The 24794-nt window shown below is 40.2% G+C and carries 26 protein-coding genes; 24 read left to right on the forward strand and 2 right to left on the reverse strand.

Annotated elements, in window-relative coordinates:
- Window positions 1-96: 96 nt before the first annotated feature.
- Window positions 97-705 (forward strand): DUF4254 domain-containing protein, encoded by a 609-nt coding sequence (locus ACOV1Q_RS02325; RefSeq protein ID WP_424492828.1) that lies wholly within the window; start codon window positions 97-99, stop codon window positions 703-705.
- Between the two features lie 22 nt (window positions 706-727).
- The gene (locus ACOV1Q_RS02330) at window positions 728-1765 is read left to right on the forward strand and encodes a glycosyltransferase family 9 protein (protein WP_424492829.1); all 1038 of its coding nucleotides are present in this window, start codon (window positions 728-730) and stop codon (window positions 1763-1765) included.
- A 124-nt stretch (window positions 1766-1889) separates the two neighbouring features.
- Here the strand turns inward: ACOV1Q_RS02330 and ACOV1Q_RS02335 are convergent, their stop codons facing one another.
- Window positions 1890-2942, reverse strand: coding sequence for a 2Fe-2S iron-sulfur cluster-binding protein (locus tag ACOV1Q_RS02335; RefSeq protein WP_424492830.1), 1053 nt, complete (start codon window positions 2940-2942; stop codon window positions 1890-1892).
- A 132-nt stretch (window positions 2943-3074) separates the two neighbouring features.
- Between ACOV1Q_RS02335 and ACOV1Q_RS02340 the strand changes: the two genes are divergently transcribed.
- The 22 genes from ACOV1Q_RS02340 to ACOV1Q_RS02445 all read left to right on the forward strand — a co-directional run bounded on the left by ACOV1Q_RS02340 (window position 3075) and on the right by ACOV1Q_RS02445 (window position 24162).
- Window positions 3075-3413: a PadR family transcriptional regulator gene (locus tag ACOV1Q_RS02340; RefSeq protein ID WP_424493383.1), complete on the forward strand. Its 339-nt coding sequence runs from the start codon at window positions 3075-3077 to the stop codon at window positions 3411-3413.
- Between the two features lie 2 nt (window positions 3414-3415).
- Window positions 3416-4033, forward strand: a complete 618-nt coding sequence (locus tag ACOV1Q_RS02345; RefSeq protein ID WP_424492831.1) for a hypothetical protein — start codon at window positions 3416-3418, stop codon at window positions 4031-4033.
- Window positions 4030-4719 carry a G protein-coupled receptor family protein gene (locus ACOV1Q_RS02350; RefSeq protein WP_424492832.1) on the forward strand — a complete coding sequence of 230 codons (690 nt, stop codon included), beginning with the start codon at window positions 4030-4032 and terminating at the stop codon, window positions 4717-4719. The genes ACOV1Q_RS02345 and ACOV1Q_RS02350 overlap by 4 nt, the downstream gene beginning before the upstream one ends.
- 55 nt (window positions 4720-4774) lie before the next feature.
- The gene (locus ACOV1Q_RS02355; protein ID WP_424492833.1) at window positions 4775-6259 is read left to right on the forward strand and encodes a DUF5687 family protein; all 1485 of its coding nucleotides are present in this window, start codon (window positions 4775-4777) and stop codon (window positions 6257-6259) included.
- A gap of 17 nt (window positions 6260-6276) precedes the next feature.
- The gene (locus tag ACOV1Q_RS02360) at window positions 6277-7005 is read left to right on the forward strand and encodes an ABC transporter ATP-binding protein (RefSeq protein WP_424492834.1); all 729 of its coding nucleotides are present in this window, start codon (window positions 6277-6279) and stop codon (window positions 7003-7005) included.
- Between the two features lie 277 nt (window positions 7006-7282).
- Window positions 7283-8164, forward strand: a complete 882-nt coding sequence (locus ACOV1Q_RS02365) for a CPBP family intramembrane glutamic endopeptidase (protein WP_424492835.1) — start codon at window positions 7283-7285, stop codon at window positions 8162-8164.
- 119 nt (window positions 8165-8283) lie between these two features.
- Window positions 8284-10830 carry a type IX secretion system periplasmic lipoprotein PorW/SprE gene (gene porW, locus ACOV1Q_RS02370; RefSeq protein WP_424492836.1) on the forward strand — a complete coding sequence of 849 codons (2547 nt, stop codon included), beginning with the start codon at window positions 8284-8286 and terminating at the stop codon, window positions 10828-10830.
- Window positions 10830-11258, forward strand: coding sequence for a bactofilin family protein (locus ACOV1Q_RS02375; RefSeq protein WP_424492837.1), 429 nt, complete (start codon window positions 10830-10832; stop codon window positions 11256-11258). Before porW ends, ACOV1Q_RS02375 begins: the two co-directional genes overlap by 1 nt.
- Window positions 11206-11448, forward strand: coding sequence for an AtpZ/AtpI family protein (locus ACOV1Q_RS02380; RefSeq protein WP_424492838.1), 243 nt, complete (start codon window positions 11206-11208; stop codon window positions 11446-11448). The genes ACOV1Q_RS02375 and ACOV1Q_RS02380 overlap by 53 nt, the downstream gene beginning before the upstream one ends.
- Before the next feature lie 502 nt (window positions 11449-11950).
- Window positions 11951-13102: a F0F1 ATP synthase subunit A gene (gene atpB, locus ACOV1Q_RS02385; RefSeq protein WP_424492839.1), complete on the forward strand. Its 1152-nt coding sequence runs from the start codon at window positions 11951-11953 to the stop codon at window positions 13100-13102.
- 43 nt (window positions 13103-13145) lie between these two features.
- Window positions 13146-13346, forward strand: coding sequence for an ATP synthase F0 subunit C (atpE, locus tag ACOV1Q_RS02390; RefSeq protein WP_424492840.1), 201 nt, complete (start codon window positions 13146-13148; stop codon window positions 13344-13346).
- Between the two features lie 85 nt (window positions 13347-13431).
- Window positions 13432-13932, forward strand: a complete 501-nt coding sequence (locus ACOV1Q_RS02395; protein WP_424492841.1) for a F0F1 ATP synthase subunit B — start codon at window positions 13432-13434, stop codon at window positions 13930-13932.
- Between the two features lie 4 nt (window positions 13933-13936).
- Entirely contained in the window at window positions 13937-14491 is a 555-nt protein-coding gene (atpH, locus tag ACOV1Q_RS02400; protein WP_424492842.1) for an ATP synthase F1 subunit delta, read from the forward strand.
- Window positions 14492-14535: 44 nt separating this feature from the next.
- Window positions 14536-16122 carry a F0F1 ATP synthase subunit alpha gene (atpA, locus tag ACOV1Q_RS02405; RefSeq protein WP_424492843.1) on the forward strand — a complete coding sequence of 529 codons (1587 nt, stop codon included), beginning with the start codon at window positions 14536-14538 and terminating at the stop codon, window positions 16120-16122.
- 83 nt (window positions 16123-16205) lie between these two features.
- Window positions 16206-17066 carry an ATP synthase F1 subunit gamma gene (atpG, locus tag ACOV1Q_RS02410; protein ID WP_424492844.1) on the forward strand — a complete coding sequence of 287 codons (861 nt, stop codon included), beginning with the start codon at window positions 16206-16208 and terminating at the stop codon, window positions 17064-17066.
- Between the two features lie 135 nt (window positions 17067-17201).
- Complete coding sequence (locus ACOV1Q_RS02415; RefSeq protein ID WP_424492845.1) at window positions 17202-17717, forward strand: hypothetical protein; 516 nt, start codon at window positions 17202-17204, stop codon at window positions 17715-17717.
- A 46-nt stretch (window positions 17718-17763) separates the two neighbouring features.
- Complete coding sequence (locus ACOV1Q_RS02420; RefSeq protein WP_424492846.1) at window positions 17764-19221, forward strand: oligosaccharide flippase family protein; 1458 nt, start codon at window positions 17764-17766, stop codon at window positions 19219-19221.
- Between the two features lie 19 nt (window positions 19222-19240).
- Window positions 19241-19675 (forward strand): dUTP diphosphatase, encoded by a 435-nt coding sequence (gene dut / locus ACOV1Q_RS02425; RefSeq protein ID WP_424492847.1) that lies wholly within the window; start codon window positions 19241-19243, stop codon window positions 19673-19675.
- Between the two features lie 78 nt (window positions 19676-19753).
- Window positions 19754-20764 (forward strand): sugar phosphate nucleotidyltransferase, encoded by a 1011-nt coding sequence (locus tag ACOV1Q_RS02430; protein ID WP_424492848.1) that lies wholly within the window; start codon window positions 19754-19756, stop codon window positions 20762-20764.
- A gap of 29 nt (window positions 20765-20793) precedes the next feature.
- Window positions 20794-22170: a tetratricopeptide repeat protein gene (locus tag ACOV1Q_RS02435; protein ID WP_424492849.1), complete on the forward strand. Its 1377-nt coding sequence runs from the start codon at window positions 20794-20796 to the stop codon at window positions 22168-22170.
- A complete protein-coding gene (lolB1, locus tag ACOV1Q_RS02440) occupies window positions 22163-22942 on the forward strand; it encodes a lipoprotein insertase outer membrane protein LolB1 (protein WP_424492850.1) in 780 nt (259 codons plus the stop codon). The genes ACOV1Q_RS02435 and lolB1 overlap by 8 nt, the downstream gene beginning before the upstream one ends.
- A gap of 2 nt (window positions 22943-22944) precedes the next feature.
- Complete coding sequence (locus tag ACOV1Q_RS02445; protein WP_424492851.1) at window positions 22945-24162, forward strand: murein hydrolase activator EnvC family protein; 1218 nt, start codon at window positions 22945-22947, stop codon at window positions 24160-24162.
- Between the two features lie 14 nt (window positions 24163-24176).
- Here ACOV1Q_RS02445 and ACOV1Q_RS02450 read toward each other — a convergent pair whose 3' ends face one another.
- Window positions 24177-24689, reverse strand: coding sequence for an acyl-CoA thioesterase (locus ACOV1Q_RS02450; RefSeq protein ID WP_424492852.1), 513 nt, complete (start codon window positions 24687-24689; stop codon window positions 24177-24179).
- Between the last annotated feature and the right edge of the window lie 105 nt (window positions 24690-24794).

Consider the following 24794-nt stretch of genomic DNA (forward strand, 5'->3'; position numbering starts at 1 on the left):
GATACTATTAAGAATTATAATACCTTTGCTTTCTATGGAATTCAATGCGTATTATTCCGTAGAATTAGCAACAAAAGACATTCAAAACCACATAATATGTTTTCAGATAAGGCAAATAAGGTATTTCAGGAAGTAATTGAAAAATATCACGTCATAAACACAGTAGGGCAGGAGTTTTCAAATCCGTACGATGAAAAAGATCAGCTAATTGAGCACTTGTTGTTCAGAAAATGCTGGATAGATACCGTACAATGGCATTATGAAGACATTATTCGTGACCCGAACATCAATCCTGAAGCCGCTTTAAAACTGAAACGCCAAATTGACGCTTCCAACCAGGACAGGACAGATATGGTGGAATATATTGATAGTTATTTTCTGGATCTTTTCAAGGATGTGAAGCCAAAAAAAGATGCTACCATAAATTCTGAAAGTCCGGCGTGGGCAATAGATCGTCTTTCCATTCTAGCGCTTAAGATCTATCATATGAACGAAGAAGCGAACCGGGCAGATGCTTCCCAGGAGCACCAAATGAAATGCCAGGCAAAACTTGACGTTTTACTGGAACAAAGAGTAGATCTCTCTACTGCAATTAACCAACTTTTGGAGGATATTGCCGAAGGGAAAAAGTACATGAAAGTTTATAAGCAAATGAAAATGTACAATGATGAAGAACTGAATCCTGTTTTAAGAGGAACCAAATAATGCCCTTTTTGGAATACCTGTTATGAAAATACCAAAGCACATCCTCGTCATCCGGTTGTCGGCCATGGGCGATGTCGCAATGATGGTGCCGGTGCTTACGAATGTTGCGCAGGAGTATCCGGGGATTAAGTTTACGTTGCTTACCAAAAAGCAATTTGCACCCCTTTTTGAAGATTTATCTAACGTAATTGTTTTTGAAGCTGATATTAGAGGGAAACACAAAGGCATTCCCGGATTAAAGCGCCTGGCGAAAGAACTTCGGAAGGAAGGCATTGATGCCGTGGCCGATTTGCACAACGTATTGCGGTCAAATGTTCTCAAAGCCTGGTTTAGTTTCTACGGAATTCCAGTCAAACAGATCAACAAGGGCAGAAAGGAAAAGAAAGCATTAACCAGGCCGGAGAACAAGATTTTCAAGCAGTTAAAAACCACCCATCAGCGCTATGCAGATGTTTTTGATGCCCTTGGCGTGCCGGTAGATGTGTCAACTTTTGAATCTTTAAAGATAAAAACCCTTACACCCGAAGTAAGAAAAATAACAGGAACCCAACCAAAAAAATGGCTGGGAATTGCTCCTTTTGCACAGCATGCTTCAAAAGTCTATCCTATAGATTTAATGGAAGAGGTTTTGAAAGAACTTGAAAAAGATCTACAGCTGCAAATTTTCCTTTTTGGCGGCGGAAGCAAAGAAATAGAAATTCTGGATCAATGGGAAAGCAACTATTCTAATGCTACGAGTATGGCGGGAAAAGTCTCTTTTAAGGACGAACTGGCGCTTATCTCTAATCTAGATGCAATGCTCTCTATGGACAGCGGGAATGGCCATTTAGCAGCGAATTTCCGGATTCCCGTAATTACCATGTGGGGACTTACTCATCCATTCACCGGGTTTGCTCCTTACGGGCAGCCGAAAAACCATCAGTTGTTACCTGACCTTGAAAAATATCCGCAGATCCCTACTTCCGTTTACGGAAAAACGGTGCCGGAAGGCTATGAAAATGCCATGCGCAGCATTTCCCCGGAAATGGTGGTGAAAAAAATTAAAGAGGTAGCCCCCTAGCCCCCACAGGGGGAACAATCTTACTTTTACGTTACTGTTTTCTAAAATAAAACAAAAGCGGCAAAGCCGCTTTAAATTTTTAAGTATGAGTGTAAAAACTGCCTTCTTTGGGGGGTTGCGGGGGCTACACGTCATCATAATCCACCTTCAGCGTTGAGGTGGTTGGATGCGCCTGGCAGGTCAATACCAGTCCTTCTTCAATTTCGCTGTCAACAAGAATGGAGTTTTTCTGCATTTCAGCTTTTCCTTCAGTGATTCGTGCAACACAACTGCTGCAAATTCCGCCCTGGCAGGAATAAGGAACATCAAGTCCTTGCTCTAATGCTGCTTCCAGAACGGTTGCTGTTTGTGCCATTTTAAAGGTAGTTTCTTCATCGTCTACCATAATTGTTAATTCGGTAGATCCTTCTAAATTGGCCTGCACTTCACCTTCATCGCTGGTGCTGAACAATTCAAAGGCAATATTTTCTTTCGGAATTCCATTCTCCAGCAATACCTCCTTTACCAGGTCAATCATGGTTTCAGGTCCGCAGAGGTAAAATTTCCTAAAGTCTTCAGACTTGAACTTATTTTTGGTGACATAATTTACGGTGGCCTTATCAATCCTTCCGTAATGACAATTTTCTTCGTTGCAACGGCTGTAAACGAATTCTATAAAAAGCCGTTCAGGGAATTTTGCTTGTAGTTCCAGTAATTCCTTGAAAAAGATGGTTTCATCTGGAGTTCTGTTTCCGTAGACAAGAATGAATCTGCTTAGAGGCTCTTCTCTCAATACTGTTTTCAGGATAGACAGTACAGGGGTAATTCCACTTCCTGCAGCAAAGGCAGCATAGGTTTGAGGCTTTTCATGGTTTTCAGGTTCAAAGACAAATTTCCCTTCTGGTGGGTGAACTTCCAGCATATCGCCCGCCTTTAATTTGTTGTTGGCGATAACAGAAAATGTTCCGTCTTTTACCTCTTTTACAGTGACTTTAAAGCTGTCGCCTGTTGGAGGTGAACATAAAGAATAGGCACGTCTTACTTCTTTACCATCTATGTTGGTCTTAACGGTAATATACTGTCCTGCTTTGAAAGAAAATTTTTGCTTAAGCTCTTCGGGTATTTCAAAAGCTATGCTTACTGCTTTGGGAGTTTCCCTAATAATTTCTTTGATTTTCAGAGAATAAAAATCACTCATTGTCTTTGCTTATTTAAGGGCAAAAATACGAAGTATGAGTTGTAAATTCCTTAACAATATCAAAAAAGGTATACCTAAGTTTCTTAGGTACTCAAAAAATTTGTTATGTTTGAAGAAGGAAAAGACCAAGTAATGCCTGAATCCAATCTTTATAAAGGAAGTTTAAATACCATTGTTCTCAAACTTTTAAGTGAAAGTGACAAGATGTACGGCTATGAGATTACTCAAAAAGTAAAGGAGATCACAAAGGGAAAGCTGAAGATAACAGAAGGAGCATTGTACCCAGCACTGCACAAATTGGAAGCCGAAGGACTGCTGGAGGTTGAGGTGTTAAAAGTAAATAATCGACTTCGGAAATATTATAAACTCACCCACAAAGGAACAAAAGAAACCGCAAGTAAGTTAAATGAACTTGAGGAATTTATGGAAACGCTGCAGGGAATCTTGGGCTTAAAACCAACTTTTGGATAAAGATGGAAAAACTCACCAGTAAAAATATAAGGTTCATTGATCGATATCTTAAAAATTCAGGAGTTGAATTTTTGGATATAAGAATTGAGATGACAGATCATGTTGCCAGCGCCATAGAAAAAGATCTTAGCGAGGATGTAAATTCAGATTTCTACAGTGCCTTTAAAAAATACATGGTTCGGAATAAGAAAAATCTTCTCAAAAATGCCAAAAAACAGCGATGGTCTGTAGATCTAAAAGTTTTAAAAGAAGTCAGGAACCAATTATTTAAAGCACCTTCAGTCTTGTTGGGTCTTGGATTTACAGTAATTCTAAGTAATGTAAATATTGTACAGCTGGAGGAGAACCTTTTGTTTCAATTATCTTTTCTTATCCTGTTTTTGGGAGCATACTTTGTACCGATTGGGTTTTTTTCTAAACTAAAGATATCCTTCCTCAATCGCTTATCTATTTACGCATATATAGTAAATTACCTGTTTTATCTTCTCCTAAAAAATGTAGAACCATCAGCTGGTTGGCTGTTAATATCTTACAGCCTACTTGTATGGGTAAATTGCGGAATTATTTTAGCTGCCTTTAAACTTTCAGCATTTTATAAAAAACAATATTCGGAAATATGAAAACGCCGAATCCTTCTGAAATAGATCGTTTATACCAATTCACCCGCCAGCATTACGTGGAGTTTTATGACCTGCAGACAGAGCTGGTGGATCACCTGGCGAATGGAATTGAACAGCAATGGAAGGAAAATACTGAAATTCCCTTTGAAGAAGCCCTGCAAAAAGAATTCAAGAAATTTGGAATTTTTGGTTTTTCAGATGTTGTGGAAAAGCGGCAAAGGGCAATGGAGAAAAAATACTGGGAAATCATCTGGAAAGAGGCCAAGGTTATTCTACAGGAGCCAAAAATGACATTTTTGATGCTTTTTTTATTTGGTTTTTCTTTCTTTCTTCAAAATTCAGAAACAGGGATTTACTTCCTCATTGGATTACTCTTGATATCTTCTATTGTCGCTTTGGTCTATATAGGCCTGGAATCACATGCATTAAAAAAACGAATGAAAAAAGGTGAAAAGATTTACCTCCTCGAAGCCATGATTTTCAATGCAGGAGGATCTTTTTCGTTGCTTTGGCTTCCAATTCACATTTTGAGTGGCTTAGATTTTACTACTAATATTTATATACAATCAGCTGTAGCGTTTTTTATTATCATTATTGTCCTTACCAGCTACATATGCTTTTATAAGCTCCCAAAAAAGAAGGATGAGATATTGAAAAAAGTGCATCCCGAATTAAAATATTTGTAGCAGATATGTAACAAATCTTAAAGATTTCCACTAATAACTGTAAAATCTAACCACAATGTTCAAACATTTCATCTACTTGCAGTGGAAAGCGTTCTTCAGGTCTTCCAGCCTGGGGAAAAGCATCGGCCTCAAGATATTAATGGGGTTCCTGGCAATTTATTTTGCAGTGATCTTCCTGTTCCTGGGCATAGGATTATACCCTCTTCTTACAGAATTTTATCCAGACCAACCGCCGCTGCACATGGCAAACCGCTTTGTTTTGCTTTGGCTGGGAATGGAACTTGTAGCCCGGTTTTTCCTGAAAACATTACCGGTGATGACAGTAAAACCTCTGTTGATCTCACCTGTTCCTAAGCGAAAAGTGGTGAATTATGTGTTGATAAAATCTCTTTTATCGTTCTATAATCTCCTGCCACTTCTGCTTATCATTCCCTTCGGAATTTTTCTTTCCTATAAAACCGAAGTTACGCCTCTTGCCATCATTGGCTGGGTGATTGCCGTTTACTCGCTTATACTTTGTGTAGATTATGGAAATTTCCTTCTGAAGAAGAAATTTGCAGATAATCTGAAAGCCCTGCTTCCATTCCTTGTGCTTGTTGCTGCGCTTGTATTGCTTGAATATTTTGACATTTTCCGCAGTACGCTCTACTTTGGGAATGCACTTGATTACCTGGTTTTAAATCCGTGGTTGGCGATTGTTCCTGTAGTTTTACTGGTAATTCTTTACAAATGGAATCAAAGAAACCTGGAGCGCAGGTTCTATCTTGATGATGGTCTTGGTGGGCCTTCAAAAGAGGTAAATACTCAGGAATTCCAATGGGTACGAAGATTTGGAGACATTGCGCCTTTTCTTCAGCTGGATATGAAACTCATTTGGAGGAACAAACGTCCTAAAACAACTATTTTTCTCTCTCTTGTGATTATGGGCTATGGTCTCATTTTTTATCCGCAGGAAACCTACCAATCGATGCAAACAATGTTTGTCTTTGTCGGCATATTTATGACCGGAATCTTCATGATCAACTTTGGGCAGTTCATTCCCGCCTGGGACGCCACCTATTATTCAATGATGATGTCGCAGAATATCCCGTTAAAGAAATACCTGGCTTCAAAAGTTGGATTGATTACTTTCAGCATTATTGTACTTACTATTTTGACCACGCCTTATGTCTATTTTGGTACAAACATTCTCATTATGAATATTGCCTGTGCCATTTATAATATAGGGATCAACGTGCCCATATTACTGTATGCAGGTTCTTTTAACCGAAAAAGAATTGAGCTTGAAAAATCCCCTTTTATGAACTACCAGGGAACAGGTGCAGCCCAATGGCTGGTGGGAATTCCGTTAATTTTTATTCCGGTGGCGATTTTTTGGCCGCTCAACAAATGGGTTACCTATGATGTTGGCGTAGCAGTACTTGCGGGATTAGGCCTTGTGGGAATCCTGTTAAGGAAGCCTGTGATGGATTTCATAGAAAGAGCTTATCAAAAAAATAAATATGCAATGATCCAGGGATTCAAACAAACCGGGGAATAGCAATTAAAAAATTAACCATGATTACAATTACCAACCTATCAAAAAATTACGGCGGAACTACCGTCCTGAATATAGAACACCTTGAAATTCCAACTGGACAAAGCTTTGGACTCGTGGGAAATAATGGCGCGGGAAAAACCACTCTTTTCAGTCTTTTGCTGGATTTGATACAGCCTTCTACAGGTAACGTTTTTAATAACGAAATTACTGTAAGCCAGAGTGAGGAATGGAAACCATTCACCTCTTCTTTCATTGATGAAAGCTTTTTAATAGGCTATCTCACGCCTGAAGAATACTTTTACTTCATTGGGGAACTGCGGAACCGAAACAAGGCCGATGTCGCTAATTTCCTAAAGGATTTTGAGGATTTCTTTAACGGAGAAATTTTAGGGCAAAAGAAATATCTGAGGGATCTTTCCAAAGGGAATCAAAAGAAAGTGGGAATTGTTGCCGCCCTAATTGGAGATCCAAAAGTGGTTATTCTCGACGAACCTTTTGCAAACCTCGATCCTACCACGCAAATTAAATTGAAGAAACTCATCAAAGAACTGACAGAAAACTCTGAAGTCACTGTACTTATTTCCAGTCACGATCTTATTCATGTCACCGAGGTTTGCGAGCGAATCGTAGTGCTTGCCAAAGGGAAAGTAGTGAATGACATCAAAACTTCGGAAGCAACTTTAAAAGAATTGGAATCTTATTTCGCAGGACAACAGCCCACAGAAGTGCAGGAGGATATGTCGTAAAAAGCTATTAGAATTCTCAAGAAATTCAAAAAAAGTAATCGTAAAATCCCCTTTTTGACTATGGGAGATAAGATTAAGCCTTTCCAAGCTGTTATTCGTGGTAACCGGACTTATTCTTGGAGGAATTTTCCTCGGTGGAGCTTTTTCCGGCGAGTTGGAAAACGGTTATCTCTATTCAGCCATCGTTTTACTAAGCAGCGGAACGATTTTGCTAAAGAGCCGGCACAGAAAGTAAAATATCTTTCCTTTTCCCCATTTTCAATAATCTTAACCTTTCATGAAACAACAATCTGCAATTCCAGGCTGGGCGAGAGTCCTGCTCTTAATCCTTCCTTACTTTTTCGTCGTTGGAATCTTTCAATTAATAGGAATGGCATTAACGGGCGCCTCTTTTACAGATCCCGATGCTGCAATGACTTCGGAACAGCAACTGGCAGTGAATTTTTTCGGAATGATTGGTACCTTTTTCCTTCTCTGGATTTTTATGAGGTATGTGGACAAAGAAAAATTTATTTGCCTCGGGTTTCATACAAAAGGCAGAATGAAGGATTTCCTGGTTGGCACCGGAATTGGGCTTGTAACCATGATTTTTGGATTCTTACTGCTAATAAGTATAGATGAAATTGATTATTCCGGAGTGGTTTTTAATTGGAAGGAGTTGGGCTATTCTATAATCTTATTCCTTATCGTCGCTTTCGTGGAAGAAGCCCTTTTTAGAGGTTACGTTCTAAAGAATTTCATGTTTTCCACCAACAAATATGTTGCGCTGGCACTGTCTTCGGCACTATTTGCCATTATGCACGGGATGAACCCAAACATTAGCCTTTTTAGCTTATTTGATCTTTTCCTGGCAGGAATGATCCTGGGAATTACATACATCTATACGAAAAATTTATGGTATCCCATTGGTTTACATTTTGGTTGGAACCTTTTTCAGACGCATTTTGGGTTTAATGTGAGCGGACAGGATTTTTATTCTCTGCTCGAATTCAATTACACTACTGGAAACCTTCTAAACGGGGGCGAATTTGGGTTTGAAGGATCTATTTTCTCTATTGCTGCACAAGTGGTCATCTTTTTTGGGGCATTGTTCTACTACAAACAACCCGAGAAAAGATTGCCCGAAATACCATTTCAGGAAGTAGAAGTTCCAGACTAACACAGCAGGAATTTATCCTGAAACCTAATCCTCACAGGTTCAGGGAAATTTACCTATTTTTGCCTTTACAATAAAATCTGCACAATTCAGTTATCCCTAATATCAAAGAATCGTTTGATTTGAAAGCATTTAGAAAAGGCCTTTTTTGGGTGGTCATCATTTTTTGTGTTGCCGGGTGTTCACGAAAGAACAACACCTTTGTAAACCGCAACTGGCATGCGATCACTTCGGAATATAATACGCTGTACAACGGCAATCTTGCGCTTGAATTAGGAAAAGAGGAGTTAAATCAAAGCTACCGCGATGACTACTGGAACATTCTTCCCGTGGAACGCATGCAGGTAAGCGAAGAGGTTTTGGCGCCGGGAGAAACCAGGAACCCTAATTTTGAGATTGCCGAAGAGAAAGCCGTAAAGGCCATTCAGCGGCATTCCATGTTAATTGAAGGCAGCGAGAAGAATCCGCAGATTGATGAAGCTTACCTGCTTCTGGGAAAAGCAAGGTATTACGATCAGCGATTTATTCCTGCGCTGGAAGCTTTCAACTACATTCTGCATAAATACCCGTTAAGCAATACGATCAATCACGCCCGTATTTGGCGGGAGAAAGTAAATATTCGGCTTGAATTTGAAGAGCTGGCGATAAAAAACCTAAAAAAAATACTCGAACAGGAGAAGTTGAAAGACGAGGACCGGGCAGATGCCGCTGCGATGCTCGCAGAAGCTTATATCAATCTCTCTCAACTTGACAGCGCAGTAGCACCTATAAAAACTGCGGCACAGTATACCGGAAACAATGAGGAAAGAGGAAGGTACCTGTTTATAACAGGTCAGTTGTACGATCGTCTCGGCAAGAAAGACAGTGCAAACATCGCTTTTCAAGAGGTGATAGATCTTAATCGTAAATCTCCCAGAATTTATTTGATAAATGCGCAAATTGCTCAATTGCAGAATGCATCAATAAATGCCGAAGATAAGGCTGCTATCCTCGAATCTCTGACTTCAATGGAACGGAACAGGGAAAACAGGCCCTTTCTTGATAAGATTTACTTTCAGTTAGCGGAATTCCATTACAAGGCAGATTCTCTTGATTTAGCAATAGATTATTACAACCGTTCGCTGCGTTCGCCTTCCGAAGATCCCTACCTGCAAAGCCTGGATTACCAAACCCTCGGAAATATTAATTTTGACGCCGGATATTACGAGGTTGCCGGTGCATATTACGATAGTACCATGTTGAGGTTGCCCCAAAATTCAAATGAATTCCGGCTTATCAGGAAGAAAAGGGAAAATCTTCAGGATGTGACCACGTACGAAGGGATTGCCAGAGAAACAGACAGTATTCTTTATTTAGCAGATCTTTCGGATGCTGAACGCCTTGAATATTTCACGGCTTATACCAATGACTTAAAAGCAACTGCTAAAAAGAACATTTCTGAAACACCTGGAACTGCTTCAGAAGAAAGAGCGATGAATTTCTTTGAAGACAAAAGAACTGCCATGCCGGGAGTTCCAAATCCGGCGAATAGCTTTTACTTCTACAATGCAACGGCTGTTGCTTATGGAAAGCAGGAATTCTTCAGGATTTGGGGAGACCGTGATTTAACCGATAATTGGAGAACCGGAGGCATGGGCAACCTTTCTGAGAAAGACAATCAATTAGCCATTTCTGAAGCTGCTATAGAAGACGATCCTTTGCATGACCCAAAGACGTACATAAGACAGATCCCGACGGATCCCGAAATACTGGACAGTCTTCAAATAGAGCGGAATTTTGCTTATTACCAGCTGGGGCTTATCTACAGGGAAAAATTTGGAGATGACGGGCTGGCCGCGAGAAACCTGGAACTCTTGCTGCAAAGTGATCCCGAAGAACGGCTTATCCTTCCTGCAAAATACCATCTTTATAAAATCTATTCCGATGCGGGGGAACTTGCACGGGCGCAGGCTCTAAAAATAGAAATTGTACAGGAATATCCCGACACCAGATATGCTGCTATTCTTGATAATCCGGGAAGTTTACTTCAGGATGAGAATGATCCTGAAATGCTGTACAATGAATTGTATCAACTTTTTGAAAACCAGGAGTACCAGGAGGTTATTGCTCAAACGGAGGACCTTTCTAACAGGTTTTCGGGAACTGCGGTTGAACCAAAACTGGAACTGCTTCAGGCGATGGCCATAGGGCGGCTTCACGGTTTTGAAGCTTACAAAGAAGAACTGAATTTTGTAGCGCTTAATTTTCCGCAGAGTGAAGAAGGTAAAAGGGCGCAGCAACTTTACAATGAATCGCTTCCTGCGCTTGCAGAAAAAGAATTTAAGCAGGATAGTACTGCCGGCTCTTTTAAACTGGTTTTTCCTTTCAGAAAAGAACAGGAACAGGAAAAAAATGCCCTTATGGATTCTCTGAATAAAGCCCTGTCAGTGCTTCAATATAATGATCTAAAGGTGTCCCGGGATGTTTACGATCCTACGCAGGATTTTGTCGTGCTGCATGGTTTTTCTTCCCGTGGGAGGGCAGAAGGACTGGCAAAAAAGCTTAGCGAAAGCGAAGATTACCAGATAAATAATAATTCTTTTTATATTTCAACACCAAATTACAGGATTGTACAAATCCACAAAAATATTGATTCATATTTAAAGAACTTAACCAATACCCCCCAGTAATGTTTTCACAAGAGAAAAAATCGAAATCCACGCCTGAAGTAAGCCGAGATCAGAATAAAATCGCACAAGGCACAAAAATTATTGGAAATCTTGAGGCCAAAGGCGGCTTTAGAATTGACGGCTACGTAGAAGGCAATGTGAAAACCCCCGGCAAGGTCGTTATAGGCAAAGAAGGGTGTATCAATGGAATTCTGGAGTGTGAAAATGCAGATATTGAAGGCAAATTTTCTGGAAAGTTAAACATCAATAATATTCTTAGTTTAAGATCTACGGCTTCTATTGAAGGAGAAGTTACGGCATCTAAACTTGCTGTAGAACCGGGTGCTGTTTTTGACGCTACCTGCTGTATGAAAGGACGCGTAAAATCCATCAACGATGAAAGAGGAGGAAGAAAAGAAAAACAGGAAGGGAAAGAAAAGTCAGCTTAAAAACTGGGCCATCTTTACTGGTATTGCCTTTGAAATGGGGGGTACCATATTTTTATGCGCCTGGGCAGGAAAGGAGCTGGATGAGCGATATTCTTCCGAAAGAAACTGGTTCACCATTGGCCTCGTGCTTTTTGGCCTCGTTGCATCTGTCCTTGTAGTTCTAAAACAATTAAAGAATTTCGACAATTAACTTATATGCTAAAGCACCTTTTTAGGTTCCCTCTCCTACTTGTTTTCGTTGTGGGAATTACCTATATAATTCATTTCTATATTAATAACCTCTTTTTTGAGGTTTCTCCCGAGCTTCTAAATTTTGCATATAAATTTAATGCCGGCATTACTCTTATTTTCACAACTTCCATAATTCTGGCCAGTAAAAAGCTGAAGGAACAACTCGGTTTTATTTTTCTTTTAGGCGGCGCTATTAAACTTGGAATTTTCGCCTACCTCATAAAAACTTCACACATTACTTTGAGCAAATCGCTGTTTTTACATTTTTTCGTCCCTTATGTTGTATGCGTAGTACTGGAAATATTTTATGTAATTAAGCTGCTGAATGCTTCTAACTTTCGTAATAGCAAGTAATTGCATTCAAATTGAAAACATTAAACTAATTCACTTTTAGGGGTATTTATTTTTATATAATTGTGTACATTTGCACCCAAATTTGGAGGACTGAAATTTACCTGAAAATGCAAAAGGAAAACATTTTGAAGATTTTTTTGGCGTTTCTTTTAATGGGAGTAGCATTTAATGCTACCTCTCAGGATCAGGAACAACATCCTGAACTGGAGCAACATGCAGAACATCAGGACCAGGCAGAACACGGCGAACTTAGTGCTGTGGATACAGAAGAAGAGATTAAAGAGTACATAGACCATCACTTACAGGATTCTCATGACTTTACATTCTTTTCAGATGCTGAAACTGGTGCACATTATAGTTTTCCGCTTCCCGTAATCTTGTGGGATGAAGGATTAAAAGTATTTTCTTCGGGTAAATTTCATCATGGAGAAGAAGTAGCGGAGGTTGATGGACAATATTACAGACTTTATCATAGCAAGATATACGAAACAGATGCTGAAGGAACAATTCAATACGGGGAAGACGGTTATCCTTCAAATGAGCGTCCTTTAGATTTTTCTATTACCAAGAACGTTGTAACAATGATTCTGGTTTCAATACTAATGTTTGTTTTGTTTCGATCATTGGCGAACAGTTACAAGAAAAGAACCATTCCACGAAAATTTGGGCGTGTTCTTGAGCCATTGATTCTGTATGTTCGTGATGATATAGCAAAACCTAATATTGGTCCAAAATACAGAAAATATATGGGCTTTCTTTTGACCGTGTTTTTCTTTATCTGGATTTTGAACCTGTTGGGAATGACTCCGCTTGGTGTAAACGTAACCGGTAATATTGCCGTAACATTTGCCTTGGCACTGGTCACTTTTATTATAGTGCAGTTTAGCGGAAATAAATCTTACTGGAAACACATTTTTTGGATGCCTGGTGTGCCGTGGCCAATGAAAATTATCATGGCACCTATTGAATTACTTGGACTGTTTGTAAAACCGTTTTCGTTAATGATTCGTTTGTATGCGAACATGACGGCAGGTCACGTAGTAATCATGACACTACTTGGGCTGATCGTGATCTTTAAGAACTGGATCGCCGGTCCTGCATTTTTTGGGTTTACTATTTTCATTTCTGTTATTGAGCTCTTGGTAGCTTTTCTACAGGCCTATATTTTCACTCTATTGAGTGCGCTCTATATAGGAGCGGCTGTTGAAGAACATGATCATGACCATCCTGCAGATAATGAAGACGTGCCGGTATTATAATTTTTAGTATAAATAAGAGTAAGTTTAATTTAATAAATAAGTAATGGAAGAAGCCTTAGATTTAAGCATGATTGGAGCTGGTTTAATTATTATTGGAGCTGGTTTTGGTCTCGGTAAGATTGGTAGCGCTGCAATGGAAGGAATTGCTCGTCAGCCAGAAGCTGCTGGAAAAATCCAGACTGCGATGATTATCATCGCTGCACTTTTGGAAGGTGTTGCTTTTGCTGCATTGTTCGCAGCCTAATCAAATTAAAAGATTCAGGTTTTACAGCGGTTGGCTGTAAGGCCTGAATTATTATTAAATTAAACATCATACACACTAATATATTATGGAAAAATTAATCAATGATTTTTCTTTTGGATTGTTTTTCTGGCAATTATTTGTAGTAATTGTTTTAGCTCTTTTGCTATGGAAATTCGCATGGAAACCCATTCTTAATGCTTTAAATGACAGGGAGCAGGGAATTCAGGATGCATTGGATTCTGCAGAAAGAGCCAGAAAAGAAATGCAAAACCTGCAGGCCGATAATGAAAAATTACTTCAGGAGGCTAGAATGGAGCGTGACGCTATGATCAAGGAAGCCAGGGAGATTAAGGAAAGAATGATCTCTGAAGCACGTACAGAAGCGCAAAATGAAGGTGACAAAATGATCGCACAGGCCAAGTCAAGTATTCAGAATGAAAAGAATGCTGCGCTGGCAGATATTAAAAACAAAGTAGCTACTCTCTCTGTAGAAATTGCAGAAAAAGTGGTAAGGCAAGAGCTTTCAACCCGTGAAGAGCAACAAAGGCTGGTTGAAGATATGCTTGATGATGTAACTTTAAATTAAGGTTATGACAGGAAGCAGAGCAGCGCAAAGATATGCTAAGGCGGTTCTTGGAATGGCTAAGGACAGAAATGTAGCTAAAGAGGTGCATGAAGATATGAACCTTATTGTGCAGACAATTAAGTCGAGCAATGAACTCAGGGCTGTTTTGAAAAGTCCGGTGGTGAAGGAGAGTGCAAAAATCAGCTCTTTAAAGGCCATTTTTAAAGATGTAAATCCTGTTACGCTGGGATTATTTGGGATATTAGGTGATAATAATCGATTGGAGTTGTTAACGCTTGTGGCTTCACGCTATGATGAATTGTACAATTCCATGATGGGTATTCAGGTTGCAAAAGTAACTACTGCCGTACCTTTGACACCACAGCTTGAGACTAAAATTCAGGCGAAGGTCAAGGAATTGACCGGCAATGAAGCTGAAATAAAAAATACCATTGATGCTAGCATCATAGGAGGTTTCATTTTAAGAGTGGGAGATTTGCAATACAATGCAAGCGTCGCCTCTCAATTAACCTCTATAAAAAGAGAATTACAAAACAATACATACGTATCTAAAATCTAATTAAAACAGTCACCTTTTTGGGTGGCATTTAATTCTGAAATATTATGGCAGAAATAAATCCCGCTGAAATATCAGCAATCTTAAAGAAACAACTTTCCGGATATGAGGCGAAGGCTTCTTTAGACGAAGTTGGTACCGTACTAAATGTTGGTGACGGTATTGCCAATGTTTACGGACTTGCGAATGCGCAATACGGGGAGTTGGTTGAATTTGAAGGCGGATTAGAAGGAATTGTTCTTAACCTTGAGGAAGACAATGTTGGGGTGGTACTTTTAGGTGCTTACAAGCAGGTAAAAGAAGGTGCTACTGTCAAAAGGACGCAGCGAATTGCTTCTATCAACGTTGGAGAAGGAATTGTGGGAAGAGTTGTTGATACACTTGGAGCCCCAATAGATGGAAAAGGACCTATTGAAGGTGAAACTTTCCAGATGCCATTAGAGCGTAAAGCGCCGGGAGTTATTTACCGTCAGCCTGTAACCGAACCATTACAAACTGGTATTAAGTCCATTGATGCGATGGTGCCGATTGGACGTGGGCAAAGGGAACTTGTGATTGGTGACCGTCAAACAGGTAAAACTGCCGTGGTTATCGATACAATTCTTAACCAGAAAGAATTTTATGATGCAGGGGAACCTGTATATTGTATATATGTTGCAATCGGCCAAAAAGCTTCTACAGTTGCCGGTATTGCCAAGACTCTTGAAGATAAAGGTGCTTTGGCCTATACGACTATTGTAGCTGCAAACGCTTCAGATCCTGCTCCAATGCAGGTTTACGCTCCATTTGCAGGTGCTGCGATTGGGGAGTATTTTAGAGACACGGGTCGTCCTGCTTTAATTGTATATGATGATTTATCAAAACAGGCGGTGGCTTACCGGGAAGTATCTTTGCTTTTACGTCGCCCACCGGGACGTGAAGCATATCCTGGAGATGTTTTCTTCCTTCACTCAAGATTGCTTGAGCGCTCTGCAAAAGTGATTGCAGATGACAATATTGCGAAAGAAATGAATGATCTTCCTGATGTTTTGAAAGACAAAGTAAAGGGTGGTGGTTCTTTAACGGCACTTCCGCTTATTGAAACTCAGGCCGGCGACGTTTCAGCATATATCCCAACCAACGTAATTTCGATTACTGATGGGCAGATATTTCTGACTTCAGATTTATTTAACTCCGGGGTTCGTCCTGCGATTAACGTGGGTATCTCGGTATCACGTGTTGGTGGTGCTGCTCAGATCAAATCTATGAAGAAAGTTGCTGGTACCTTAAAACTTGACCAGGCACAGTTCCGTGAACTGGAAGCATTTGCCAAGTTTGGATCAGATCTTGACCCTGCTACCTTAAGCGTGATCGAGAAAGGTAAACGTAACGTGGAGATCCTTAAACAGGCGCAAAACGATCCTTACCCTGTAGAAAAGCAGATTGCGATCATCTTCGCAGGTTCCAAGAACCTTCTTAGAGATGTACCTGTAGAAAAGGTAAGAGAATTTGAAAAAGATTATTTAGGGTATCTTGATGCAAAACACAGAGATGTTCTTGATACTTTGAAAGCCGGAAAACTTACCGATGAAGTTACAGATACATTGACTTCAGTTGCAAAAGAACTTTCGGCTAAGTACAAAACAGAAGCATAGTAATTATTGTCATTCCCGCGCGAGCGGGAATCTCATAGAATTTAAAAGATTCCCTCTTTTGAGGGAATGACATAAATAAACTTATGGCAAACTTAAAAGACCTTCGAAACAGGATTACCTCGGTTTCTTCAACCATGCAGATCACCAGTGCCATGAAAATGGTATCGGCTGCAAAGTTGAGTAAAGCCCAGGATGCGATTACTCAAATGAGGCCTTATGCCGAAAAGCTCACAGAACTGTTGCAGAGTCTCAGCGCTACTTTAGCCGATGATCAGGGCAGTAAATATGCAGAGCAGCGTGAGGTTAAAAATGTGCTGATTGTTGCAATTTCCTCTAACAGGGGACTGGCAGGTGCTTTTAATACCAACATCATCAAAGCAGTAAAATACATTGCGGCCAATCAATATGGCGATAAGAATGTAGAGGTGATGACCTTGGGTAAAAAGGCCAATGATATCCTGTCCAAGACTTTTGATATCTATAATAACAACACCTCGATCTACGATGAACTTACCTACGACAATGTAGCTGAGATTGCCGAAGAGCTTATGGAACGTTTTGTAGAAGGTAAGTATGACGAAATCAGGATTGTTTATAATCAATTTGTGAATGCAGCAACTCAAAAGGTCATGAACGAACAGTTCCTGCCTATTGTGTCTGTGGAGACAGATGAAGAGGTGGTGCTTGATTATATTTATGAACCTTCTAAAATGGAGATTGTTCTTGAATTAATTCCAAAGTCTTTGAAAATGCAGTTGTACAAGGCGTTAAGAGACTCTTTCGCTTCGGAACACGGCGCAAGGATGACGGCCATGCACAAAGCCACAGATAACGCTACCGAACTTAGAGACGAGCTTAAATTGTCTTACAACAAAGCAAGACAGGCTTCTATTACAAACGAGATCCTCGAGATTGTGGGTGGTGCCGAAGCATTGAACAACTAGAAAGTATATTTTATTCAATATAAAAACCTCATACCACGACGTATGAGGTTTTTGCATTTTAAGATAATTATAAAAAAAGGGCATTTTTGGTACTACTTTTGTCTTTACCTTAATATCACCTAAAAAAAGCCTCTAATGAAAGCAACTATTACCTTCTTCTTCGGAATTTTTATTATTATAAGTATGTCAAATTGTGCAAACGGGCAAAAGATCACAGAAGAGGCTCCTGTAGCATTTCAGCAAGCCTATTACACGCCCTGGGTGGGCGGTGTGAAGGGTTCAGGAGCTGGTTATAATCTTTTCATTCCGGTAAACGGGGAAATGGCCGAAGTTCAATTAGATAGTGTCTATTTCCGCGGAAAAAAGGCGAAATTGACGACAAAACCTCAGAATGATAATCTTTACATTGGCCATTTTGAAACATCTTCTGGCACCAAAAAGGCACCAGACCTGGTTATGAGTTCAGATCCCCGAGAAGAATATGGGAATCAGGCCCCAGAGATCATCCGGGATTTTCCTTTTGAACTAAAAGAAGATGAGGCCGTGGTGAGCTTTCGAAAAGAAGGGAAAACTTCCTATTTTAAGATCTCCAATATCCAAAAAAGGGATTCTGATGTTAAAATAAATTACCCCGATAACATACAGCATTAATTTAGCCTGTGTACCTTTGTCCGGGTAAATCATAAGCAAATAAATATTGGGGCTCTTTCAGAAGCTTTTTAAACAAACCGCAATTTACGGGATCGCAACAGTTGTCCCAAGAATGCTGTCTTTTCTGTTAACTCCGCTGTACGTGGAATACCTGCCATCTCCTGAAGAATTTGGGGAGGTTTCCATTGTTTTTTCGTGGATCATCTTATTCAACGTTTTGCTTGCTTACGGAATGGAAACCGCATTTTTCAGGTTTTTCCATCATGATGAACATCGTGAAAAGGTAACGGCGACTTCGGCAATTTCCCTCATTGGAAGTACGGTTTTATTCCTGATTTTCGCCTTTCTTTCTACAGATTATATCTCTTCGACAACAAACATTGCCTCCCATTATCTTGAATACGTTATTTTAATTCTTGCGCTGGACGCGCTGGTAGTAATTCCTTTTGCATGGCTCAGGGCTACCGAAAAACCAAAAGTATACGCAGCCGTCAAGATTGGAAATGTGGCTGTTAATCTTGGGCTCAATGTATTTTTTCTAATATTGCTTCCCAGAATAGCAGCTGAAAATGCCCTTTTTGAATACCTGTATCGGCCGGGCTTTGAGATAGCTTATATTTTTATTTCTAATCTTATCGCCAGTGCTCTCACTCTGCTGGTCATGTTGCCATTTTATTTAAAATTGAAATACAGCTTCGATCGCAGTTTATTGAAAAATATGCTGGGCTATGGGACCCCTATTTTAATTGCAGGTATTGCTTTTGCGATTAATGAAGCTTTTGACAGGATACTACTTGGCCGTTTGCTTCCGGAGGGAATTGCGAAATTTGAGGTGGGAGCTTATTCTGCCTGTTATAGGCTGGCACTGTTCATGACCTTGTTTGCAACTGCTTTTCGAATGGGAATAGAACCATTTTTCTTTAGTCATGCTAAGGAAAAAGATGCCCGAAAAACGTATGCGCTAATTACCAAATATTTTGTCATTTTTGGTGCGCTGATCCTGGTGGTGATTACCATATTTTCAGATCTTATAAAACTGGTGTTTATCCCAAATTCTGATTATTGGGAAGCAATGGTGGTGGTCCCAATGATCCTTATTGCCAACCTGTTCCTGGGAATTTATCACAACCTTTCTGTGTGGTATAAAGTGAGCGATCGTACACGCTTTGCGGCCTATATTTCTGTGGTTGGTGCTGTGGTTACCCTGGCACTTAACTTTTGGCTTATCCCAATTTACAGTTATGTAGGTTCAGCTATTGCCACACTGGCGGCTTACGGCAGTATGATGCTGCTGTCTTTCTACTTCGGAAGAAAATATTATCCCGTGCCCTATGACCTTAAAAAGATTGGTGGATATTTGTCCCTTTCCATAGGTTTTTCGGTATTGTATTTTTATGTTTTTAGAAATAATTATTACATCGGGAGTATATTAATTCTTATCTTTTTTGCCACTATTTATTTTTCTGAAAAAGATCAGCTAAAACAACTGGTAAAGGGAAGCTGAAGCTTCAAAAATTAAAGGAATGAACGTAAAAATAATCAATAAATCCAGCCATGAATTACCCTCCTATGCTACAGGATCATCGGCGGGAATGGATCTAAGAGCAAATCTTTCAGAACCGGTGACCCTTGCACCATTAGCAAGAACCATCGTGAAAACCGGACTTTTTATAGAACTACCCGTTGGGTACGAAGCGCAGGTGAGGCCAAGAAGTGGTTTAGCAGCCAAAAAGGGCATTACCGTACTCAATTCTCCCGGTACTATTGATGCCGATTATAGAGGTGAAATAGGGGTCATTCTTGTGAATCTTTCCAATGATGAATTTACGATCGAAAACGGCGAGCGCGTGGCGCAGCTTGTAATTTCGCGTCATGAGCATATTTCCTGGAATGAAGTAGATGTTTTGGAAGAAACCGATCGTGGTGCAGGTGGCTTTGGTAGCACAGGAACTAAGTAATTCAATTTTACTTATTAGGATTCATTCAAGGAAAAAATAAAATAAAGATTTTAAATCTGCATATCTAAAGAAATAAAAATGAAAATTATAGTACCTATGGCAGGTCGCGGTTCGCGTCTTCGCCCTCATACCTTAACTGTTCCAAAACCCTTGATTCCAATTGCAGGGAAGCCTATCGTTCATCGTCTGGTGGAGGATATTGCCAAAGTACTGGATGAAAAGATCGATGAAGTTGCTTTTGTGATTGGTGAGGATTTTGGTGAAAAGGTAGAAACAGATTTAAAGAAGATCGCCAATTCTTTGGGTGCAAAAGGAACAATTTATTACCAGGATAAGCCTTTGGGAACCGGTCACGCAATTATGTGTGCCAAAGAATCTCTCGAAGGTCCTGCTGTAATTGCTTACGCAGATACTCTTTTTAAGGCAGATTTTACTTTAGATAAAGATGCCGATGCCGTGATTTGGGTGAAACAAGTAGAAAATCCAAGCGCGTTCGGGGTGGTACAGTTGAATGAGAAAAGGGAAATTGTAGACCTTGTAGAGAAACCAGAAGAATTCGTTTCAGATCTCGCCGTTATTGGAATTTATTATTTCAAAGATGTGGCGGTGCTTAAGAATGAACTTCAAACGGTTCTTGATAAGAATATCATACGTGGTGGTGAATACCAGATCAATGACGGGATCCAGGCCATGAAAGAAAATGGAATGCGCTTTGTTCCCGGGAAAGTAGACGAATGGATGGACTGCGGAAACAAAAACGTAACCGTGGAAACTAATACGAGGATCTTGAATTTCCTTCAGGAGGACGGAGAAAAATTGATATCTGAGAACGTGGAAATAGAGAATTCAGAAATTATAGAGCCGTGTTATATTGGTGAGAACGTGGTACTCAAAAATGCCAAAATCGGCCCAAATGTTTCTGTAGGGAATGGAACAAAAATTACGAATTCCACTATAGAGGACAGTCTTATTCAAACTTTTGCAGAAGTTCAGAATGCCAGTTTAAAGAATGCCATGATTGGTAATTTTGCGCGTTTTGATGGGGATTTTACCGAAATTAGTATCGGAGATTATTCTGTTCTGGAATAAATGCGGCCTTACTTAAGGGCTTTGAAAACATGAAAAGACATTTGAATATAGCATTTTTCACTGCACTTCTACTTCTTTCGGTGGAAGTTTTTCCGCAGGAAGAAAAGAATGTCATTCATGTAGAATCTGGAGATGATCTTGGAAATGTTACCGATGAGTTTCAGGAAAATTTTTTCGAAGCACTTAAGGAAAAAGCAATTGAGAATCACGAGAAGGCCATTGCGGCGCTTCTTAAATGTTTGCGTATTGACAAAAAGACCGTCGTTTATTTGGAATTAGGCAAAAATCACAATGCACTTGAAGAATTTTCAGAGGCAATTTCTTACCTGGAACAGGCCAGGAAAGCAGCTCCTGAAAACGAAGTAATTTTGGCCGAATTATACGAGGCATATTTTCTCGATAAACAATTTGAGGAGGCTTTACCCGTTGTAGAAGAACTGGTAGCGGTGAATCCCACGTTTTCTGAAGATCTTGCCAACCTGTATGTCATTAATGAAAAATATGATGAAGCACTGCAGTTGCTGGATGATCTTGATGAACAATGGGGAAACAGCAGTTACAGGAATGGGCTTAGAATCCAGATTTATGGTCGTACAGGAGATGTGCAGGGGCATATAGCTGATCTTGAAAAGAGGATTGTCGAAGATCCAAAGAACGAGAGAAATTACCTGAATCTTATTTTTGTTTACAGTGAGGAAGGAAATACAGAGAAGGCTTTTGAAGTAGCCAGGCAACTGCAGGAGATGAATCCCGGATCGGAACTGGTGCATCTCGCGCTGTACAAATTCTACCTGACAGATGAGAGTGCAGATAGTGCTGTAAAATCCATGAAGGTTATTTTTAACAGCGAAGAGATCGATCAGGAAACAAAATTTAAAGTGCTCAATGATTTCCTGGAATACGTTTCTGAAAAGCCGGAACTGGAGCCGGAATTAAGAGAAGTAGTAACTCTTTTTTCTCAGGAAGAGGGAAATACGGAGATTTATGGCCAGTTAGGAAACTTTTACCTGGAGCGCGGGCGAAATAAAGAGGCTCTGAAATACTATGAAATGGCACTTTCTGAAGATATTTCAAATTTTGACGTTCTTGAAAAAACGCTTGATTTACAGCTGAAGCTGAAGAATTCTCAGGCAGCGGCAAATCTTAGTGAAAACGGGCTGGAAGCTTTTCCCTCACAACCTTTGCTGTACCTTTTTAATGGCACGGCATTGAATCAATTAAGAAAGTTTCCTGAAGCCGAAGAGATTCTTATAACGGGGCTGGATTATCTTATAGAGGAACCTGAGATGGAAGCAAAGTTTTACCGTGAGCTGGTGATCACCCAAAGAGGGCTTCAGAATACTAAAAAAGCAGCCGATTTTGAAAAAAAAGCGGCACAATTAGAAAAGCAGAATATTCATGAATAAAATAAAAATAGCACTTTTTATTAGCGGCATAATCCTTTTAACCTCCTGTGGAAGTGGAAGGACTGCGAAGATGGGCGAAGCGCCTGTAGAAGATGCGGCAGCAGTGGAGGTAATAAAGAACCACTACCAAAATGAAGCGGAATTTGAAACCCTGCAGGGAAGGTTACGCGTACATTTTCAAAATGAAAGTCAAAACCAGGCGGTGACGGTGAGTTACAGGATGAAAAAAGATGACACCATCTGGATGAGTGCGCAGTTAATGGGTTTTCCACTAGCCAAGGTTTTGATTACTCCAAACAGCGTTCAGTTTTATGAAAAGATTTCAGGTACTTCCTTTGACGGGGATTTCAGGTTGTTAAGTGATGTTCTGGGGACACCATTGGATTTCCAAAAGGTTCAGAATTTACTTATTGGTCAAACGATCTATAACATGAGAGATGAGCCGTATAAGTTGACTGAATCTTCCCGTGGATATCAGCTGCAACCGGCAGCGGAAAATTATCTTAAGAAGATGTTCCTGTTGGATGCCGGGAATTATAAAGCCATTGCACAGCAAATCACTCAACCCGGCGCAAGCAGGGGAGTCACTATTACCTATCCCGAATACCAAAATGTGGAAGGACGGCTTTTTCCGAAAGAGATTAAAATAATAGCAAATGAAGGCGCTTCAAATACGCAGATAGATATGGAATTTCGATCGGTAGAGTTTAATGTGCCGGTTTCATTTCCGTTCACGATGCCTTCGGGATATGATGAAATTTCTATAGAATAGTTATGAAAAACAGGCTTTTTGGAGGCTTAGTAATTTTGCTCCTTCTTTTCAGTTTCACAGTTTCAGCACAATCAGATAAGCGTGAGGAACTTGAAAACCGAAGAGTGCAGCTTCAGCAGGAAATCAAAAGGATCAGCGACCTTCGCAGTTCAAATCTTCGGAAGGAGAAATCCATTCTCACTGAAGTGGAAGATTTAGATCAACAAATACGATCTACAGAGAAGCTCATTCGGGTCACCAATCAACAGGCCAATTTGCTTACGCGTGAAATGGATGCCAATCAACGAAAAATTGGTGATTTGCGTAAAGAATTGACCCGTCTAAAAGAAGATTATGCACAAATGGTGCAAAGATCTTACAAAAGCAAATCCCAACAAAGCAGGATCATGTTCCTACTTTCTTCCGAAAGCTTTTTGCAGGCCTATAAGCGGTTGCAATACATGAAGCAGTACACCAACTATAGAAAACAGCAGGGAGAGGAAATAAAGGCTCGTACGGTGCAATTGCAGGAGCTTAATGAAAGTCTTTCAGAGCAGAAGAAAGCCAAAGACCAATTAATCACCCAAAACCGCAAAACTCGTGCGCAGCTGGAAGAGAATAAAAAAGCGCAGCAATCACTTATTGCTTCCATTAGAAAAAAAGAAGGCCAGTTCGCTGCGGAACTAAACCAGAAGCAGAAGGAGATAAATGCTATCGACAGGGAAATAGAGCGGATCATTGCGGAAGCCATTGCACGTAATAACAGGGAAACAGGGTCTACTTCCCGTACAACATTTGAGCTTACACCCGAAGCCCGGGCCTTAGCCGCCAATTTTGAAAGTAATAAGGGAAAATTACCCTGGCCAGTGAGATCCGGAGTGGTTTCCATGCATTTTGGAACTCAAAGACACCCGGTGGTGACCACCACAACGATCACCAGTAACGGGATAAGAATAGATACCGAAGACGGAGGTAAAGCACGCTCGATTTTTAACGGCACCGTGAGTGAAGTACAGGCGGTTCCCGGAGCAAACAAGGCCGTTATGGTAAGGCATGGAGATTATATTACCGTCTATAATAATCTTGAAAAAATCTCAGTTAAGAGAGGAGACCAGGTTTCTGTAGGTCAGGAATTGGGAGAAGTGGCCACCAGTATTTCTACCGGAAAGACCACGCTCCATTTCTTACTTTACAAGAATTCTCAAAAAATGGATCCTGAAGACTGGATCCTGAAGAGATAATAACTCAGGAAAAATTAATCTTTGAACAGGGCTTTTAGTTCGGTTGCGTCTGCGGGTTTCATTTTACCTGCAAGAACCAGTGAAAGCTGTTTTCTTCTCAAAGCAGCTTCAAAACGCTCTTTTTCAAGATCTGTTTCGGGTTGCAGTGGTGGGATGTTTATTGGTGTGCCGGTTTCATCAACGGCTACAAAAGTATAAATGGCTTCATTTGCCTTGCTTCTCCTGCCGCTTTCCCTGTCTTCTACCCAAACGTCTATAAAAATCTCCATAGAAGATTTAAAAGCTCTGGAAACAGCTGCCTCTACCGTCACCACACTTCCTAAAGGAATGGATTTATTAAAAGCCACGTGATTTACAGAGGCGGTCACTACAATTCTTCGGCTATGGCGGCGGGCGGCAATACTTGCAGCGCGATCCATTCTTGCCAGTAGTTCTCCTCCAAAAAGGTTATTTAAAGGGTTGGTTTCACTGGGAAGTACTAAGTCTGTTAAAGTAGTTCTAGATTCAGCGGGAAATTTTGCGTCCATTTATGCTAATTTTTCGGCAAAGGTAAGATTGATTGACAAAACATTCCTGTTAATGCCAATATAAAATACCCTTCCAAAAAGGGTGTTTAAAGAAATAATTCTAGA

The organism is Salinimicrobium maris (assembly GCF_049680855.1).
Lineage (GTDB): Bacteria > Bacteroidota > Bacteroidia > Flavobacteriales > Flavobacteriaceae > Salinimicrobium.